Source organism: Actinomyces howellii, assembly GCF_900637165.1.
GTDB classification, from domain to species: Bacteria; Actinomycetota; Actinomycetes; order Actinomycetales; family Actinomycetaceae; genus Actinomyces; species Actinomyces howellii.
In genome coordinates this window covers 1,798,566-1,816,462 of the sequence record NZ_LR134350.1, presented here as the reverse complement: position 1 = coordinate 1,816,462, position 17,897 = coordinate 1,798,566, and the positions used below count along the sequence as shown (strand labels likewise).

The 17,897-nt window shown below is 70.2% G+C and carries 12 protein-coding genes; 7 read left to right on the top strand and 5 right to left on the bottom strand.

What is annotated here, in order from left to right; genetic code table 11:
* Positions 1–91 precede the first annotated feature (91 nt).
* Complete coding sequence (locus EL245_RS07700; RefSeq protein WP_126382614.1) at positions 92–913, top strand: shikimate 5-dehydrogenase; 822 nt, start codon at positions 92–94, stop codon at positions 911–913.
* Positions 914–1,111: 198 nt separating this feature from the next.
* Here EL245_RS07700 and EL245_RS07695 read toward each other — a convergent pair whose 3' ends face one another.
* Positions 1,112–3,055: an alpha/beta fold hydrolase gene (locus EL245_RS07695; protein WP_126382613.1), complete on the bottom strand. Its 1,944-nt coding sequence runs from the start codon at positions 3,053–3,055 to the stop codon at positions 1,112–1,114.
* 391 nt (positions 3,056–3,446) lie between these two features.
* Here EL245_RS07695 and EL245_RS07690 point away from each other — a divergent pair, with 391 nt between their 5' ends.
* Positions 3,447–4,892: a GuaB1 family IMP dehydrogenase-related protein gene (locus EL245_RS07690; protein ID WP_126382612.1), complete on the top strand. Its 1,446-nt coding sequence runs from the start codon at positions 3,447–3,449 to the stop codon at positions 4,890–4,892.
* Positions 4,893–5,022: 130 nt separating this feature from the next.
* Here EL245_RS07690 and EL245_RS07685 read toward each other — a convergent pair whose 3' ends face one another.
* Entirely contained in the window at positions 5,023–6,267 is a 1,245-nt protein-coding gene (locus EL245_RS07685; RefSeq protein WP_126382611.1) for a trans-sulfuration enzyme family protein, read from the bottom strand.
* Between the two features lie 116 nt (positions 6,268–6,383).
* The gene (locus tag EL245_RS07680) at positions 6,384–7,715 is read right to left on the bottom strand and encodes a MalY/PatB family protein (RefSeq protein WP_126382610.1); all 1,332 of its coding nucleotides are present in this window, start codon (positions 7,713–7,715) and stop codon (positions 6,384–6,386) included.
* Between the two features lie 743 nt (positions 7,716–8,458).
* Between EL245_RS07680 and EL245_RS07675 the strand changes: the two genes are divergently transcribed.
* From EL245_RS07675 to EL245_RS07665, 3 genes are all read left to right on the top strand, one after another.
* Positions 8,459–8,791, top strand: a complete 333-nt coding sequence (locus EL245_RS07675) for a hypothetical protein (protein WP_126382609.1) — start codon at positions 8,459–8,461, stop codon at positions 8,789–8,791.
* A 9-nt stretch (positions 8,792–8,800) separates the two neighbouring features.
* The gene (locus tag EL245_RS07670) at positions 8,801–10,900 is read left to right on the top strand and encodes a DUF6571 family protein (protein WP_126382608.1); all 2,100 of its coding nucleotides are present in this window, start codon (positions 8,801–8,803) and stop codon (positions 10,898–10,900) included.
* Positions 10,901–11,346: 446 nt separating this feature from the next.
* A complete protein-coding gene (locus tag EL245_RS07665) occupies positions 11,347–12,216 on the top strand; it encodes a hypothetical protein (RefSeq protein ID WP_232009657.1) in 870 nt (289 codons plus the stop codon).
* Between the two features lie 121 nt (positions 12,217–12,337).
* Here the strand turns inward: EL245_RS07665 and EL245_RS13420 are convergent, their stop codons facing one another.
* Both EL245_RS13420 and EL245_RS13415 read right to left on the bottom strand, forming a co-directional pair.
* Positions 12,338–12,568 (bottom strand): hypothetical protein, encoded by a 231-nt coding sequence (locus EL245_RS13420; protein WP_197719391.1) that lies wholly within the window; start codon positions 12,566–12,568, stop codon positions 12,338–12,340.
* A gap of 105 nt (positions 12,569–12,673) precedes the next feature.
* Positions 12,674–13,399, bottom strand: coding sequence for a hypothetical protein (locus EL245_RS13415; protein WP_197719390.1), 726 nt, complete (start codon positions 13,397–13,399; stop codon positions 12,674–12,676).
* 299 nt (positions 13,400–13,698) lie between these two features.
* Between EL245_RS13415 and EL245_RS07655 the strand changes: the two genes are divergently transcribed.
* Together EL245_RS07655 and EL245_RS07650 are read left to right on the top strand one after the other, a co-directional pair.
* The gene (locus EL245_RS07655) at positions 13,699–14,259 is read left to right on the top strand and encodes a TetR/AcrR family transcriptional regulator (protein ID WP_161512755.1); all 561 of its coding nucleotides are present in this window, start codon (positions 13,699–13,701) and stop codon (positions 14,257–14,259) included.
* Positions 14,260–14,527: 268 nt separating this feature from the next.
* On the top strand, positions 14,528–17,713 hold the full coding sequence (locus EL245_RS07650; protein ID WP_197719389.1) for an alpha-amylase family glycosyl hydrolase: 3,186 nt from the start codon (positions 14,528–14,530) through the stop codon (positions 17,711–17,713).
* Positions 17,714–17,897 lie beyond the last annotated feature (184 nt).

Sequence of the window (17,897 nt, the reverse complement as noted above, 5' to 3'; positions counted from 1 at the left end):
TCGGCTGAAGAGTCGGCGACGGGGCGTTTTCCAACGCCTCCGAGCCCCCGAACCAGGTGAGTCGGTTCCCCAGGGCTGGCACGATGGGCCCATGCGGGACATCTCGAAGGACACGCGCCTGTGCATCTCCCTGTCGGCGCGGCCCACCAACATCGGTACACGCTTCCACAACCACCTCTACGAGCTGCTCGACCTCGACTTCGTCTACAAGGCCTTCACGACGACGGACATCGCCGCGGCCATCGGTGGAGTGCGGGCCCTGGGTATCCGGGGCTGCTCGGTGTCCATGCCCTGGAAGGAGGACGTCATCGCCCTCGTCGACGAGATGACGCCCTCGGCCACCGCCATCGAGTCGGTCAACACGATCGTCAACGACGACGGCAGGCTCATCGCCTACAACACCGACTTCATCGCCATCCGCACCCTCCTCGACACCCACGAGGTGCCCCGCACCTCCTGCGCCGTGCTCGGGGCAGGGGGGATGGCCAAGGCCTGCGTCGCGGCGCTCACCGACGCGGGCTTCGGCCCGGGCACGGTCGTGGCGCGCAACGCCACCTCCGGACCGGCCCTGGCCGAGCAGTACGGCTGGGCGTGGGTCGCCTCCCCTGAGGAGCTGGCCGACGGTGCCGCCGAGCTCGTCCTCAACGCCACCCCCGTGGGCATGGCGGGTGGCCCGGCCGAGAACGACCTGCCTGTGGGGCCCGAGCTCATGGAGGCCGCCCGGACCGTCTTCGACGTCGTCGCCTTCCCCTCGCGCACACCGCTCGTGCGCGCCGCGGAGGCCGCGGGCAAGCCGGTCATCAGCGGGGCCGAGGTCATCGCTCTCCAGGCCGCCGAGCAGTTCGCCCTCTACACGGGAGTGCGCCCGACCCCCGAGCAGGTGGCCGAGGCCTCCCGGATCTCGCGCGCCTGACCTCGCCTGAGCTCGGCTGACCTCGGTCCCTGCTCCGGTGCCAGCCCGGGATTGGCTGGCACCGGAGCAGGGACCGGCTCGTGGCTACTGCCGGGCTCGGCTGGGACCGACTGGGACCGGCTGGGACCGGCTGGGACCGGGGGCTGGTCCCAGCCGGTCCCCGGTGACCGCCGGGCTCCGCGCCGGCCCCGGCCGGGCTCAGCCCTCCAGGGGCGGCAGGGGGTCGGCCGGGCAGGTCTGCCCGGCTTCCGGCAGCGCACCGGTGACAAGGAACTCGCTCATCTGCCCGGTCGAGCAGGTGTTGGCCCCGAGCTGACCGTGGATCGCGGCCTCGACCGTGAGCAGGTGCCCGTTGTCGAGCTGGCCGACCAGGTCCTCGGCCCAGGCGTACGGGGTGCGGTGGTCGAGGGTGTTACCGACGACGAGGATCGGCCCGGAGCCCTCGGCGGACACGGCGGCGGGCTCGCGCGCCCCGGAGCCGTGGCCCCAGCCGTGGCAGAAGGCGTCCATGTAGGCACCTGTCTTGTCGTACGAGATCGGGTAGGCAGCACGGAGCTCGGCGGCCTGCGCGTCCCAGGAGGCCAGGTCACCGGTTTCCGGGTAGTCCGAGCAGTGCACGGCGAGCAGGGCGTACTCCGAGTTCCACATCGCGGTGAGGACGTCCTCGATGGGCCTCGTCGCCTCGGAGTCATCCGCCTCGTTCTGCCCGGCCGAGGCCAGGAGGTTGGCCTGGGTGACGAGCTCGGTGCCGTTGTGCTCGGTGAGGGCCGGGGTCAGTGCCTGGGTCAGGTGGGGCCAGTACTGGGGGTCGTCGGTGGTGAAGGCGTGGATGAGGGAGACCGTCGTCGCCCGGTTGAGGCCGGTGGCCGAGCCGGCGACCGACAGAGGGCTGGCGTCCAGGCCGTCGAGGAAGGCGGTCAGCTGGGCGACAGCCTCCTGCGTGGTCCCGCTCAGCGGGCACTGGCCCGACCCCAGGCAGGACTCGACGTAGGCGTGGACCGTGCTCTCCTTGGAGGACATGTTGCCCTCGTGGATCTCGGCGCGGGTCAGCGCCGGGTCCATCGCCGAGTCGAGGACGAACCGGCCCACGTTGCCGGGGAACTGCTCGGCGTAGACGGAGCCCAGGTAGGTGCCGTAGGAGACGCCGAGGTAGGCGAGCCGCTCATCTCCCACGACGTCGCGCATGACGTCCATGTCCCGGGCCACGGTCGTGGCGTCCATGTGGTCGAGCAGCTCGGGGACCTCGGAGTGCTGCTCGCACAGCGCGGCCGCCTCCCGGCCGTCGGACACGGCCGCCTCGGCGGTGTCACCAGCGGCAGCCGGAGCGGTCTCAGCCTCCGCCTCGGACTGGGGGGAGGTGTCGAGCTCGGGTGCCTCGGTGAGCGCGCCGTCGTCCACGGGGGCGTATCCCGGGGTCCCGGCCTCGACACTGGCGAGGTCCTCCGAGCTCCAGCAGGTGATCGGCGTCGACGCCCCCACGCCCCGCGGGTCGAAGCCGATGACGTCGTAGGAGGCCAGCAGATCGGCGGGCAGGAAGGGCGTGACCTCGGTGAGGTAGGACAGGCCGCTGCCTCCCGGCCCGCCGGGGTTGAGGAACAGCGAGCCGTTCTCGGCGTGCCCGTCCGAGGCCGGAAGCCGCTTGAGGGCGACCGTGATCGTCTGGCCGGACGGGTCGGAGTAGTCCAGCGGCACGGTCAACGTCGCGCACTGGTAGCCGCTCGAGCCGTCAGAGCACTCACCCCAGGCGAGCTCCTGGGCGTAGAACGTCTCCAGGCCCGAGGGGACCTGGCTCGAGGGCTGGCTCGTGGGCTGGCTCGAGGGCTGGCTCGTGGGCTCGGCGGGGGAGGGCGAGGCCACCGGCTCCGCGGGGGCACTGCTCGCCGCCTCCGCGGCGGGGGACGGGGAGGGCGCCGGCTCCGCGGGGGCACTGCTCGCCGCCTCCGCGGCGGGGGACGGGGAGGCCGAGGGGGAGTCGACCTGGGGGGTGGGCTGGCTCGGGGAGGTGCTTGCGGCCGCGGCGGGTTCGGTGGCGGCAGCAGTGGCGGGGTCGGTGGAGGTGGACGGGCTCAGGGGCTGGCAGGCGGTGGCGGTCAGGGTCAGGCATGCGGCGGTTGTCAGGGCACAGGTCAATGAGCGTCTCATGCGTCTCATGGACCCACTGTCCTCTGGGGTCGCGGGAGGCAGCATCCTCCCCGAGAACGAGATCACGATTGGATCACGACCGCGACACGCACACGCTGAGCCTCGGCGCCCCACCGCGAGATCGGGACTAATGACACCGCGAGATCGGGACTAATGACACCGCGAGATCGGGACTAATGACACCGCGAGATCGGGACATATGACACGGAAGGACGGGAGCGCGGGCATCGCCGTTCACCGAATCTGGTGCCCCGTCGTCGGACGTACCAGATGCGGCGAACTCGAGGTGCCATAAGTCCCGATCTCGCGAAAGACAGGGGGAGGGGCAGGGGTGCGGGGGGCGGCCTCGATCCCCACCCGGGCGCCCAGGGGCGGCGGCTAGGATCGACGGGTGCAGTTCCTCAACGGCATGACGCCGACCTTCGACCTCACCTACGACGACGTCTTCATGGTCCCCTCGCGCTCGGCGGTCCACTCCCGCACCGCCGTCGACCTGTCGACCCAGGACGGGTCGGGCACGACGATCCCGCTGGTCGTGGCCAACATGACCGCCGTGGCGGGCAAGCGCATGGCGGAGACGGTGGCCAGGCGCGGCGGGCTGACGGTCATCCCGCAGGACATCCCCCTCGACGTCGTGGCGGACACCGTCTCGCGGGTCAAGTCCTCCCACCTCCTGTACGACACCCCCGTCGTCGTCAAGCCGCACCACACCTGCGGCTACGCCCTCGGTCTCATCCCCAAGCGCGCCCACGGCGCCGCCGTCGTCATCGACCCGGACACCGGCGTGCCCGTGGGACTGGTCGACGTCGGGGACGTCTCCGACGTCGACCGCTTCACCCAGGTGCGTGAGGTGATGAGCACCGAGCTGCTCACCCTGCCCGAGGGGATCGACCCGCGTGAGGCCTTCGCCCGTCTCAAGAGCGCGCACCGTCGCCTGGCGCCCGTCGTCGACGCCTCCGGCAGGCTCGTCGGGCTGCTCACCCGCTCCGGCGCGGTCCGCGCGACGATCTACGCCCCCGCCGTCGACGCCTCCTCCCGCCTGCGGGTGGGCGCCGCCATCGGCATGAACGGCGACGTCGCCCGCAAGGCCGCCGACCTCGTCGAGGCCGGTGTCGACGTCCTCGTCGTCGACACCGCCCACGGCCACCAGGACCGGATGGTCGAGGCGGTGACGGCCGTGCGCGCGGCGCTTCCCGAGGGTCTGCCGGTCGTCGCGGGCAACGTCGTGTCGGCCGCCGGGGTGCGCGACCTGGTCGAGGCGGGGGCCTCGATCGTCAAGGTCGGCGTGGGCCCCGGCGCCATGTGCACGACCCGCATGCAGACCGGCGTCGGGCGCCCCCAGTTCTCCGCCGTCCTGGAGTGCGCCGAGGAGGCCGACCGCCTGGGCGCCCACGTGTGGGCCGACGGCGGCGTGCGCCACCCGCGCGACGTCGCCCTGGCCCTGGCTGCCGGGGCCTCCAACGTCATGGTCGGCTCCTGGTTCGCCGGGACCCACGAGTCCCCGGGAGACATCCAGCACGACGCCCAGGGGCGGGCCTACAAGGAGTCCTTCGGGATGGCCTCGGCCCGCGCCGTCCAGCACCGCACGGCCGGGGAGGACGCCTTCGAGCGGGCGCGCAAGGGGCTGTTCGAGGAGGGAATCAGCGCCGGGCGGATGTACCTCGACCCCGCCCGCCCCGGGGTGGAGGACATCATCGACTCGATCATCGCCGGGGTGCGCTCCGCCCTGTCCTACGCCGGGGCGGAGAGCATCGAGCAGTTCCGTTCCAAGGCCGTCATCGGCATCCAGTCCGCCTCGGGCTACCGCGAGGGGGCACCGGTCCCGGTGTCTTGGTGAGACAGGGACGGCCCGGCGGTCCGGGTGGCGTTCCGGTGATCGCCAGGTGGTCCGGGCGGCCTCCGGGCCCTGAGGCGCGACCGGGCCACGGGAGCCGCCTCGGCTACCGGGCCGGCTTGCGTGGCCGGGGTCAGGCCCGCTGCCCCGACGACGTCTCGGTGGCCCGAGCGGTCTCGAGGGCCTGGCGCAGGTCGGCCACCAGGTCCTTGGGGTCCTCGATCCCCACGCTCAGGCGCATGAGACGGTCGCTCAGCCCGTAGGCCGCCCGGACCTCCGGCGGCACGTCCGCGTGGGTCTGGACGCTCGGGCAGGTGACGAGGGACTCCACCCCGCCCAGGGACTCGGCGAAGGTGAACACGCGCACTGACTCCAGGAAGACGGAGACGTCGACGTCCTCGGCCAGCTCGAAGGACACCATGCCCGAGCGCCCGGGGTAGAGCACGCGCGTGACGTGCGGGCTGGACTCGAGGAAGGACACGACCCGCGCGGCGTTGGACTCGTGACGCTCCATGCGCAGCGCGAGGGTCTTGAGCCCGCGCAGAAGGAGGAAGGCGTCGAAGGGCCCGAGGTTCGCTCCGGTCGTGTTGAGCATGTACTGGAGCCGCTCCCCCAGCGCCGGGTCGGCCACGACGAGGGTGCCCGCCATGAGGTCGTTGTGGCCCCCGAGGTACTTCGTTGCCGAGTACACCGCGATGTCGGCGCCCAGCTCGAGGGGACGGCAGATGACCGGGGTGTAGAAGGTGTTGTCGACGGCCAGGAGCGCGCCGGCGTCGTGGGCCCACCTCGCGGCCTCGGCGATGTCGATCTGGACCATCATCGGGTTGGTCGGCGTCTCGATGAGCACGAGGGAGGCGGGGCGCTCAAGGGCCTCGCGCAGCCCCTCGGGGCCGACGACGAAGTCGACCTCGTAGACGCCCTGCTCGGCCAGCACCGCCAGGTAGCGGAAGGTGCCGCCGTAGAGGTCCTCGAGCGCGACGATACGGGACCCTGGGGGGGCCAGGGTGGTGACGGCCAGCTGGACGGCCGCCATCCCGGAGGTCAGGGCGAAGCCGGCGGCCCCGCCGTCGAGCCGGGCCAGGGCGTCCTGGAGGACGTCGCGGGTCGGGGCGGCGGTGCGGGTGTAGTCGTAGCCGGTGGACTGGCGCATGCCCGGGTGGCCGAAGGCGGTTGACAGGTGGATCGGGGTGGTGATCGCCCCGGTGGTCGGGTCGGTGGAGGTGCCGACGTGGGCCAGCACCGTGTCGGTCCCCCAGGACTCGGACTGCTCGGCCCATGAGGCCCACGAGGGATGGTGGTGGATCGGCGCGCTGCGACAACCGGAGCGGTCGTCGTAGGCGGGGTTGGAGGGCACGGTGTGCTGGGGGGAGTGGCTCATGAGTGGTCCTGGGTCGTGGGGCCGGGCAGGATGCGGCGATCTCGCGGTGTCATTAGTCCCAATCTCGGGGTGTCATGAGTCCCGATCTCGGGGTGTCATTTGTCCCGATCTCGGGGTCAGGCGGACAGGGGGACGGGGCGTCCGTCCCGGCGGGAGAGGAGGACCTCGACCCCGGCGGCCAGCCGGTCCAGGGCCTGGTCGAGGGTGGCGCGCGGGCAGGCGACGTTGATCCGGGTGAAGCCCGCCCCGCCGGCGCCGAAGATCGCGCCGTCGTCGAGCCACAGGCCCGCCTCCTGGGTGAGGAACGCGTCGAGCTCGCCGGCCTGGAGGCGCGATGCCTCGAGCAGCCCCGAGCAGTCGAGCCACAGCAGGTAGGTGCCCTCGCAGGGGCCCGCCTCGACCCCGGGGATCGTCTCAAGGCGCTCGACGACGTGGCGGCGCGCCTCGGCGATGTGCTCACGCAGCTCGTCGAGCCAGGCGTCGCCCGACTCGTAGGCCGCGCGGCAGGCTGTCAGGCCCAGGGCGTTGGGCTGGGAGTAGCCCGTGGCGGCGAGCTCGCGGCTGAAGGCCTCGCGCAGGTCGGGGTCGGCGATGAGGATGTTGGCGACCTGCAGCCCCGCGAGGTTGAAGGCCTTCGACGGCGAGGTGCAGGTGATCGTGCGCGCCGCGATCTCGGGGCCCAGGGAGGCGAAGGGGGTCGTGCGCCTGCCCGGCAGGGCGAGGTCGGCGTGGATCTCGTCGGCCACGACCCTCACCGCGTGACGTCCGGTGATCTCCGCCAGCTCGCACAGCTCGGCCCGCGACCACACGCGGCCCACCGGGTTGTGCGGGTTGCACAGGAGGAGCAGTCGCGCCCCCGTGCTCGACAGGGCCTCCTCGAGGGCAGCGGCGTCCCGGCGGTAGACGCCGTCGGCCCCGCGCACGAGCGGCACCGACACGACCGTGCGCCCGTTGTCCTCGACGACCTCGCGGAAGGGGTAGTACACCGGCTCCTCGATGACGATCGCCTCCCCGGGGTCGGACAGGGCCCGTACCGCCAGGGCCAGGGCGGGCACGACCCCGGGGGTGACGACGTTCCATCCCGGGTCGATCTCCCAGTCGTAGCGGCGGGAGAACCAGCCCACGAGGGCGGCGTCGTAGGCGTCGTCGGGCTCGGAGTAGCCGAAGATCCCGTGGCGTACCCGCCACAGCAGGGCCGAGGTGACGCAGGCAGGTGCCTGGTGGTCCATGTCGGCCACCCACAGCGGCAGGGCGGAGGCCGGTCGTCCTCGCTGGGCGGCGAAGTCCCACTTGAGGGAGCCGGTGCCGGTGCGGTCGTGGACGAGGTCGAAGGCGGACGGGCAGGTCAGGGTCGGTGAGCCAGAAGGCGCGGCCGTCGCGGCTGCCTCGGAGGCGGTGTCCGGACGGGCCTGGGGACAGGAGGGGGAGGGTCGGTGGGCGGAGTGCATGCGGGTGCTCCTTCGGGGCGGCGCGCGCGGGCGCCGACGCGCGGTCGGGCGCGTCAGTGACGGTGGGGGAGGGATGAACACGGACCCTGGGGTGCCGCGGAGTGCGACGAGCGGCCCTCGGGCGGCTCGGACTCTGACCGTTACTCGGAGGAACAGCGACGGCTGGCGCTGTCAGCGCATGCGCATTCGACGCGTGACAAGGGCGCGCACCTGCGGGGTACGGGTCTGTCGCGTCGAGGAGGTCATGGACGGAGCCTACCCCGAGGCGCGCACGGTGCGTCAAACCGCCGCGTGCGTGGGCTGGTGGGCTCGGGGTGGCGGCGGTGCGGGGCAGAGGGGCGCGTGAGCGTCGCGCCAGTCAATGGCACCAGACCCTGCCCAAACAACATCACCTACAACCTCATGCAGACCACCCTGCGAGTATCAGGTCAGAACTCAGCTCCTGTTCAAGTACTGTCAAAGCTTCAAGCCAGCCGCCTCTCGACGCTTCCGCCGTCTCTAGTGTCGCTGCCACGTCCCTAATCATCCGCAAGGTGAACAACAAGCATTGACAAGAACGGATTGATGACGAGTCGCTCAGGGCATCCTTCGGACATAAGTGGGTGCGAGTGTCGCATGGGTTGAGGTCCCCATACGCAACAGTGCGACAAGAGTGTAACCATGGTTGCGGTGCGTCACAGTTGTGTGTCGACTTCATGAGAAGTGGCGCCGCAATGCGGTTAATGACAAGGAAGGAGGGTGCCGTGGCAGACGTCGACAACCCTAGGAGGGTCGCTTTGGTGAAATTGCGAGAATGTGTGGCGCAGGAACTTCAAGGTCTCGGAATGCAAGGCGACGAATCGGGGATTCCTGAGTCCGGAGTCGCTAAAGATGCAAGCGCCTCCGGAGGCTACATCAACGCAAAAGACACGTGGCGAAGCACCTTGGCGGACTCCATGAATGACGAGGTCAGATCCAGGGTTGCGGCGGCGACCTCCGTGTTCGTGGATCTCACAGAAAGCATCGAGACTCAGATCGCAGCACTACCGGAAAAGGTGGACTCTGAATCCGATGAAGCAAAATGGCCGAACAGATGAGGTGATCTTGTGGCTACGTTGTTCATGAATCCAGGAAAATTATCAGATAAGATCAAGGCGCTGCGAGACTTCGGGGATGACGCGGGCTCTGCGAAGAATAATATTGATCGAACTAGCTTCGATCTTAATGATCCAATGAGCGGCTCCGGTGTCGACTCGTTTCTTACGCTGATCAGCCGCAGAATTGACGATCTGCGCGCGACAGCGGACCGCGTCGAGTCCTGCAAAAACACAATTCTTCGAATCAGCGACAATCAAATTGCTCCCATGAATGCGGACGGCGAAATAGAAATTGACGTCCATGAGGGCGTGCGGATCGACTCGCCGGCAGACCTCGAGAACTGGGGGGCAGCGATGGTGGACGCCAAAGACCTGAAGGATCTCAAGGAGAGGAAGTCGTCGGGTCGTTTGCCGAGTGGGAGAAGATATGAAGAGTTGCTCGAGTCGATCAAGAAGCACAAGAAGAACAAGGCCTATGCAAACGGACTCGTTTTCGAAATAGGTCCGGAGAATCTTACGCAGATTCCGCTCTCGATAAAGAGGGCATATACCGCTCGCGATCCTGTATCTGGCAGAGAGGATGAGGCGATTCCTAATTCCGGGCTGGATATGGCAAAGCACCTAGGCGGGGTGCTGGCGACTGCGTCAACGACGTGGGACAAAAAGCGTAGCAAAGAGGTGTCGGAGGCGCTTGTTAATTCTGTGAGGAACGAGAAGGACTGGGGGCGTATTACTGTCCTCAACGCCATGCTCGGCCGGCAGGACGCAAACCGGGACGGCGTCAATGACCTTTCTTTCGGAAGAGAGTTCCTGGTCAATCTCGGTCGCGGCATGGAGGAACTTCCCTGGAAGGACATCAAAGCGGCAAGCGCTCGAGAGGCTAATGGTCAGATTGGCGGACTGGGTGACCATCTGCCCGCTCAGTCATCCGAGCCCTTGCAAGGTGTGCTCGACGCGATGGGTGCAGATCCTGGGGCGGCGGTCGAGTTTCTCGGCGGCCGTGAGGGGAACGCCAAGGACGTCGCTCGGGTCCGAGAACTCATGAGCCGCCATGACCTCGGAGAAAATGAGTGGACGGACACGTGGTCAGGACTGGCTGCGAGCACTTCGAACAAGTATGCGAGGCAGGTTGTTGACGACGATCATCCGCCGACTCTGGAGTCAAAGCAGGCAGCGGTGATCGCCTCAGGGGTCGTCAATGGAATCGGTGAGTCAGGAGTCAAGGTCTCAGATCGTACTCAAGGGAATCTGAGTGAGACGCTGGCAAACTACCCTTATGCTGCCGACGCCGCCGCCAGACAGGCGGACGACCCGAGAGACATGGGTCCGGATCTCCCGGATCAGAAGCAGAGCTCGGGTGCGCCCGCGTGGACGGCAGGGACAAGTTATCAACCTAACTTCAGTACCAAGGGGCTCGCAGGAGTTGTCCGGGAGGTCTCGCGGGACGAGGGCCATCTCAAGACCGTGGCTGATTCCGTGGCTGATCTGCAGCGGGCGCGAATGATGTTCGCGGCTGCTAACTACCGGACAGGCGGTGGTGCGTCCCTGGAGGTGGCGATCGAGGCGAATTCAGCAACCAGAGCATTCTTTTTGGGGGCGAGTCGAGCCGGAGTGGAGGGAGATGCTGCAGAGACTGACAAGCGCAACAAGATCATCATCGACGCGTTGTGCGCTGGATCCGGATTCCTACCAGGGCCTGGAGAGGAGGTTGCTAAGATATGGGGGTATGGTATCGGAAGGGCGGCCGATGCTGGGCGGACAGCTATGAGTGAGCAACTGACGCAGAATCTGGCTCGAGCTCTCAACGAGAGCGAGGGCATGATGCGGGATGGAAACCGGGCGAGCGTGGTGAGCACCGTGGTGCAGCTTGTCAGTATGGGAGTCATCCCGGCGGAGCAGGCGAACGCTGCGGTGCCGGGTCTAGTCACGGAGAAGGGGGTGGACCCCACGAAGTTGAGCCCAGAGGCTCTGGATCGGCTCTATACCAAGTTCGTTGAGGATCCAGATGGTCAGTTCGATGGAGCGATCCGTGACAGCCTGGGTGACGCGGGCACCAATTACGAGGTTTCATACCAACGCGGAAACAGTTCCGCCGGAGGCAGCGGATAAGTCGTTCGTCACCGTCGGGCGACTGCTGCGATCGCACAGAGGGGCGCGTGAGCGTCGCGCAGGCCGAACACGTCACTGTGCGCCCGAGTGCCCCGGTAAAAGGAGGGTAGTCGGGCGCACAGTGACGTGTTCGACGCCGTCGGGGAGGGCGGGCCGGTCTGCGCCCGGGTCCGAGGTGCTCCACAGGAGGCGTTCGTGCAGGGGGCGGGGAGGAGCTTGTGGAGAGCCGGAGCAGATCTGCGCCTGTCAGGCGCACGCTCGTGTGATGAGCACCGTACCTGAGCCCCCCCACCCTCCCCGAGATCCACCTGTCCTGCGCCCGCCGACCCTCCCGGGCCTCCAGCCGGGACCCCGGTCTCCTGCGGATCGCGCCCGGCGTCCGGCTCCGACCCACGCCGGGCCTGCCCGTGTGGGCGCAACGGCGCGAGGTCGCGCTGGCTCGCTGCGTGGCGGCAGTCCACTGCGTGCCCTCGGCCGTGGCCCTCACCCACGAGGCCGCGGCACTCGTCCACGGCCTGTGGCTGTGGGACGGCGAGCCGGACGTGCGGGTCGCGGTACCAGCAACCCCCGGCCGGACCGTCCGCCCCCTGGAGCCGATCGTCTTCCGCCCCGACCGCCTGCCCTGCGAGTCCACCTCAGGGCGGTCGTGCAGCATTCGCAAACGTCGTTCCTCCCTGGGAGAGCAAGAGACGACGGTTGTCAACGGCCTTCCGGTCTCCACGCTCATGCGCACCGCGGTCGACTGCGCCTTCGACCTGCCCGCCCGCGAGTCCATCTGCGTCCTTGACGCGGCGATGCGGGCCCTGTGCCGCCCGGACCGCTTCCGTCCTGAGGTCGGCGCGGCCCGGTGGAGGCGGGCCAGGGCGGAGCTGCTCGCCGCGGTGGAAGCGCAGGGTCCGCGCCGAGGCGCCGCGCGCGCCCGGGCGGTGGCGGCCATCGCGAGCCCCTACGCCGAGTCGCCGGGAGAGTCGGTTCTGCGCCGTTTCGTCCTCACCCTGGGCCTGCCCGCCCCGGTGCTGCAGCGGCCCGTCACCCCCAGCGGCCCTGGGGGCCGGATGTCGGAGTTCTTCATCGACCTCGCCTGGCCGGACCTGCGCCTCGCCGTCGAGTTCGACGGACGGGCGAAGTACGAGCGCAACAACGACCTGTGGGAGGAAAAGCGACGGCAGGACCTCGTGACCGCGCTGGGCTGGCGCTTTGAGCGTGTGACCTGGGAGGACCTGCGCGACGAGGCTGCGCTGGCGGGACGGCTCATGACGCACTTCCCCGACCATGTCGTGCGCAGCGCCTCACGGGTGCGCGGCCTGTGGGAGTAGCGTGCACCGGGCGCCACGATGGCGAACACGTCACCGTGAGCCCGACTACCCCGGTCACAGGAGGGTAGTCGGGCTCACAGTGACGTGTTCGACGTAATCGGGGTGGCTGTGAGGGCTCCGCTCAGGCCTTTTGGCGGGAGCTGCGCCACGCCCCGAGGACGAGCAGGAGCGCGCCGGCGGTACACCATGCCGCGAGCACCCACGGGGAGGCGCCCGCGCCCGCGCCGTCGAAGTACGCGACCGAGCGCAGGAAGGTGCCCGCGGCTCCCACCGGGAGCAGCTGGCCGAGCTCGCCCCATCCGCTGGGTAGCCACTGCCAGCCCGTGGCCAGCCCCGACAGGGGGTTGGACACGAAGAGCATCGTGACCGCGCCAAGACCGACGCCCGCGTAGCCCAGGACCGCTTCGAGGCCGATGATCGTCAGCGAGATGGCGCTGATGCCGAGGGTGAGTCCGAGCTAGGTCATCGCGAAGGGCCCTGCGATGGCGCCGAACCAGGTCTGGAGGACGAGGACCGCCAGGAGGGCGCCGAGCCCCGCGATCGTGACGGCGGACAGGGCCCGCTTCCACCACGAGGTCCTGATGACCACCGACAACAGGATGCTCGTGGCCATGCCGCCGAAGACGAGGGGCAGGCCGAGCGAGCTGAGCGCGACCCCCATGGGGTCCTCATCGGTCAGGGGGGCGACGTCGGTCACGGTCACGGTCTGCGCCGCCGCCTGGGCGGCCTGCGCGGCAGCCGCCTGCGAGGTGGGGTCCGCCTGCGCGGCCTGTGCGGCCTCCTGCGCGGCCGCTGCCTGCTGCGCCCGCAGGCCGGTGGCCAGGTTCGTGAGCATCGAGGCGTAGGGGGTGCCGGCGCCCGAGGCGGTGATCACCTCGGTTCCCTCGGCGCTCACGATGATCCCGCCGATCGCCTCGCGCTCGGTGACCGCCTCCGTGACGGCCTGCGCGTCCGAGACGACGATGACGTCGAAGGCTCCGGGGGCGGCGCTCTCCAGCGAGGCGCTCAGCTGCTCCTGGGCGGCCTCGGGTGCGGCAACGGCCAGCGGCAGGTCGTCGGCTCCCGAGTTGATCGCCGGCGTGAGGAAGGCCAGCAGCATGAGGACGATGACGACCGGGACGCCGACGACGGCGGCGACGAGGGTCCTGGCCCCGCGTGCCGGCGTCTGGGAGGAAGAGGGCATGACGCACTCCTTGTCGCTAAGCGGAGCGATCTGCTCCGAATTAAAACGGAGCGTATCACTCCGCTTAGGGGTGGGGGCAACCCGGCCGACTGCGGTGCGCGCCACCGACTGCGGCGGTGAGCGTCGACGTGGCCGGGCGGCTGGGTGGCCTGGGGGTCGGGGCGGGTGGCGGAACGGCCGGGTCTCCGTGGAGCGCGCCACCGGCTCGGGCCCTGCCTGCCTGGGGGCCGGGGTCGGCCGGCCTGGGCGCCGGGTGGGCTACTCTCCGCAGAAGGTCCTCGGGCAGACAGGAGATGACCGTGCGCGCAGACGCCGTCGCCAACCGTGAGGCCATCGTGAGGGCCGCCGTCAGCCTCTATGCCGACGTCGGCCCGAGCGTCTCGCTCCGGGCGGTCGCCTCCAGGGCGGGGGTGGGCATCGGCACCCTCTACCGGCACTTCCCCGACCGGGTCAGTCTTCTGCGCGGTGTCGCCGAGCACGTGCACGCCCGGGTGTCCGAGGCCGTGAGCGCCTACGAGGCGGCGGACCCCGCGGTGGAGGCCGCGCGGCGCTGGCGGGCCTTCGTCACCGAGCTCGTCGGCCTGCGGCTGGGCGGGATCATCCCCCAGATGGCCGCCGACCCCGCGCTGCTGGAGGACAACCCCTGGCTCATCACCATGAGGAACGACGGCCTCGACAGGCTCGACGGCGCGCTGTCGCTGGCCAAGGCGGAGGGGCTCGTGCGCGAGGAGGTCGACGTCACCCGCTTCCAGGTCGGGCTCGCCCAGATCTCCAGGCCGCTGGGCCGGTTCGTCGACGAGGTCGTCCCCGGCTGGCAGGACTGGCTCGTCGACACCTACCTGCGGGGCCTGCGCCCCTGAGGCGGCGAGGCGGTCCCGCCCGGGCCGGTCGGGGCGGTGGAGGCTGCGGAGGCTGAGGCTACGGAGATGACGGAGACGACGGAGGGCGCCGGCGGTTGAGGACGGTCGAGGACGGGAGCTGGCCGAGGGGCCTTGCAGCCCTTGCAGATGCCGTGACCGTCGCGTAACCTACGTCTCATTCCCGATCTCGCTTGATCCCACCGGGCATGATCCCTGCTCCGTCGGGGCCGCCGGCCCCGCGCTGCACGACACAGACGAAGGAGTCATCGTGCGTTTTCAGTCCTTGCAGCCGCTCCCACGGCGCCGTTCCCGGCGTCGGCCCAGCCTCCTGGCGGTGCTGACGGCCCTCGCCCTGGCCCTGCCTCTGACGGTGCAGGCCGTGGTCCCGCAGGCACAGGCGGCACCCTCCGCCGTCACGCTCGTCGGCAGCCTCCAGAGCGAGCTCGGCTGCGCCGAGGACTGGGACCCGGCCTGCGCCGCCACCGCCATGACCGACCCCGACTCGGACGGCCTGTACACGATGACGGTGCTCGTGCCCGCGGGCTCGTGGGAGATCAAGGTCGCCCTCGACGGCGGCTGGGCGGTGTCCTACGGCGCAGACGGCGTCCAGGACGGGGCGAACATCCCCCTGCGCCTGGCCGCGGACGCCGAGCTCACCCTGAGCTGGGACGTCGAGTCCCACCGCCTGGCGGTGCGCAGCTCGGCCCTGTCGGGCGACTACGACCCGGCCTCGGACGCCGCGCTCGTGGCCGACCCGGCCCGCGAGGGCACCGACGAGACCTTCTACTTCGTCCTGACCGACCGCTTCGCCAACGGCGACCCCTCCAACGACTCCGGCGGGCTCGTCGGCGGCCCCGAGGTCACGGGGCTGGACCCGACGGACAAGGGCTACTACCACGGCGGGGACATCGCCGGCATCATCGAGAACCTCGACTACATCCAGTCCCTGGGCACCACCGCGATCTGGCTGACCCCCTCCTTCACCAACCGGCCCGTCCAGGGAACCGGGGACAACGCCTCGGCGGGCTACCACGGCTACTGGATCACCGACTTCACGAGCATCGACCCGCACCTGGGGGGCAACGAGTCGCTGGCCGCCCTGCGCGACGCCCTCCACGCCAGGGGGATGAGGCTCTACCTCGACATCATCACGAACCACACCGCCGACCTCATCGACTACGCCGAGGGCCAGTACTCCTACGTCGACACGGCCACCGTCCCCTACACCGACGCCGCAGGACAGGTCGTCGACATCTCGGCGGCGGCAGGGTCGGCCGACTTCCCGAGGCTCGACCCGGCGACGTCCTTCCCCTACACGCCGGTGCGCACCGGCGACGTCGTCCCCGACGTCCTCAACGACGTGAGCCTCTACCACAACCGGGGTGACTCGACGTGGACCGGGGAGTCGGTGACCATGGGCGACTTCGTCGGGCTGGACGACCTCATGACCGAGGACCCGCGGGTGGTGGCCGCCTTCGAGGACATCTACACCGCCTGGATGGACTTCGGCGTCGACGGCTTCCGCATCGACACCGTCAAGCACGTCAACATGGAGTTCTGGGAGTCGTGGACCGCGACGATCGACGCGCACGCCGCGGCGACCAACCCCGACTTTTTCACCTTCGGGGAGGTCTACGACGCCGACGCACGCAAGCTGAGCCCCTACGTGCGCTCCACCGGCATGGACGCCACCCTCGACTTCGCCTTCCAGTCCGCCGCCGTCAGCTTCGCCAGGGGCTACTCGGCCCAGGGGCTGTCGGGCATGTTCGCCACCGACGACTACTACACGACCCCCACGACGAGCGCCGCTGGACTGCCCACCTTCCTGGGCAACCACGACATGGGACGGGTCGGCTACCTCCTGGCCGGAGGTGCGGTCGGGCCCGAGACGCTGCGCCGCGACGCGCTGGCCCACTCCCTCATGTTCCTCACCCGAGGTCAGCCCGTCGTTTACTACGGGGACGAGCAGGGCTTCGTCGGCGTGGGCGACGGGTCGGACAAGAACGCGCGCCAGGACGTGTTCGCCACCCAGGTCGCCGAGTACGCCGAGCAGCCGCTCGTGGACGGCACGACCGCCGGCTCGACCGACCGCTACGACACCTCCTCGCCGCTCTACCAGCACATCTCGGGCCTGGCGGCCCTGCGCGCCGCGCACCCGGCCCTGTCGACCGGCTCGCAGATCGAGCTCTACGCCGAGGACGGCGCCGGGGTCTACGCCTTCGCCAGGGTCGACCGGCACGAGAAGGTCGAGCACCTCGTCGCCCTCAACAACGCGGACGAGGAGCGCACCGTCACCCTGACCACGCTCACCCCCGGGGCCACCTACTCCTCGCTCTACGGCGACCACGCCCCGGTGACCGCCGACGCCCAGGGCGAGGTGACACTGACCGTCCCGGCTCTGGGTGCGGTCGTCCTCGTCGCCGACCGCACCGTGGCGGCCGGCTCGCCCTCGGTGACGCTCACCGGAGTCGAGGGTGCCGCCCTGAGCGGGGCGAGCGCCGAGGTGGCGGCGACGACGACCCCCCACCGCTGGGCTGAGACGAGCTTCTCCTACCGTGAGCTCGGCACCCAGGAGTGGACGGCCCTGGGCACGGCCGAGGACACGACCCCGCGCGTCTTCGCCGACGTGAGCGGGCTTCCGGCCGGAACCGTCCTCGAGCTGCGTGCGGTGACCACTGACGCGGCCGGCAACCGGGCCGCCGACTCCGCTCTGGCCGTCGTCGGGGCGAACCTGAGCGGCACGGCACCCGACCCCGACGCCTCGGTCGAGGTGACCGTCCCGGGGAGCCACAACGCGGCCATGGGCTGCCCCGGTGACTGGCAGCCGGACTGCGCCGCCGCGGCCCTGAGCCTCGACCCCGCCACCGGCCTCTACACCGGGTCCTTCGACCTGCCCGCGGGCACCTACGAGTACAAGGTGGCCATCGGGGGCAGCTGGGAGGTCAACTACGGCGCCGACGGCGTGGCCGACGGCCCCAACATCACCTACACGACGGCTGGCGGGACGGTGACCTTCTTCTACGACCCGGTCACTCACCTCGTGTGGAACGACGCCGGGTCGGCGGGCCCGAGTGCCGAGCCGAGCGCGACGGCAGCGCCGAGCGCGACGGCGGGTGCGACCGGCACCCCGACGGCGGCGCCGAGCGCGAGTGCCGGGCCGAGCGCCGAGCCGAGCGCGACGGCAGGTGCGACCGGCAGCCCGACCGGGGTCCCGACAGCGGGTGCGACGGCAGCGCCGAGCGCAAGTGCCGATCCGGGCGCGACTGGGGTCCCGACAGCGGCTGCGACCGCGACCGTCGTGGTGAGCGTGCGTCCGGGGTCGGTGAGCGCCTCGTCGGGGCCGGGGGCTACTCGGGGCGGTCTGGCCCGCACCGGGCCGGGGACCGCGCTGCTGCTCGTGGTGGCCGCCTCGCTCGTCGCGGGAGGGACCATCGCCCTCCGGCGTCGGGCCTAGATGATTGATTCCACGGGTGGTGCGGGGGCGCGGGCCGGGACGCACGAGTACGGGGCTGTGTCGGTGAAAACGGGGCTTTGCGGTGAGACCGGGGCGCAGACCCCCGGTCTCACCGCAAAGCCCCGTACTCACTGACCGACCCCTGGTCTCAGCGCGAAGCCCCGTACTCACTGACCGACCCCTG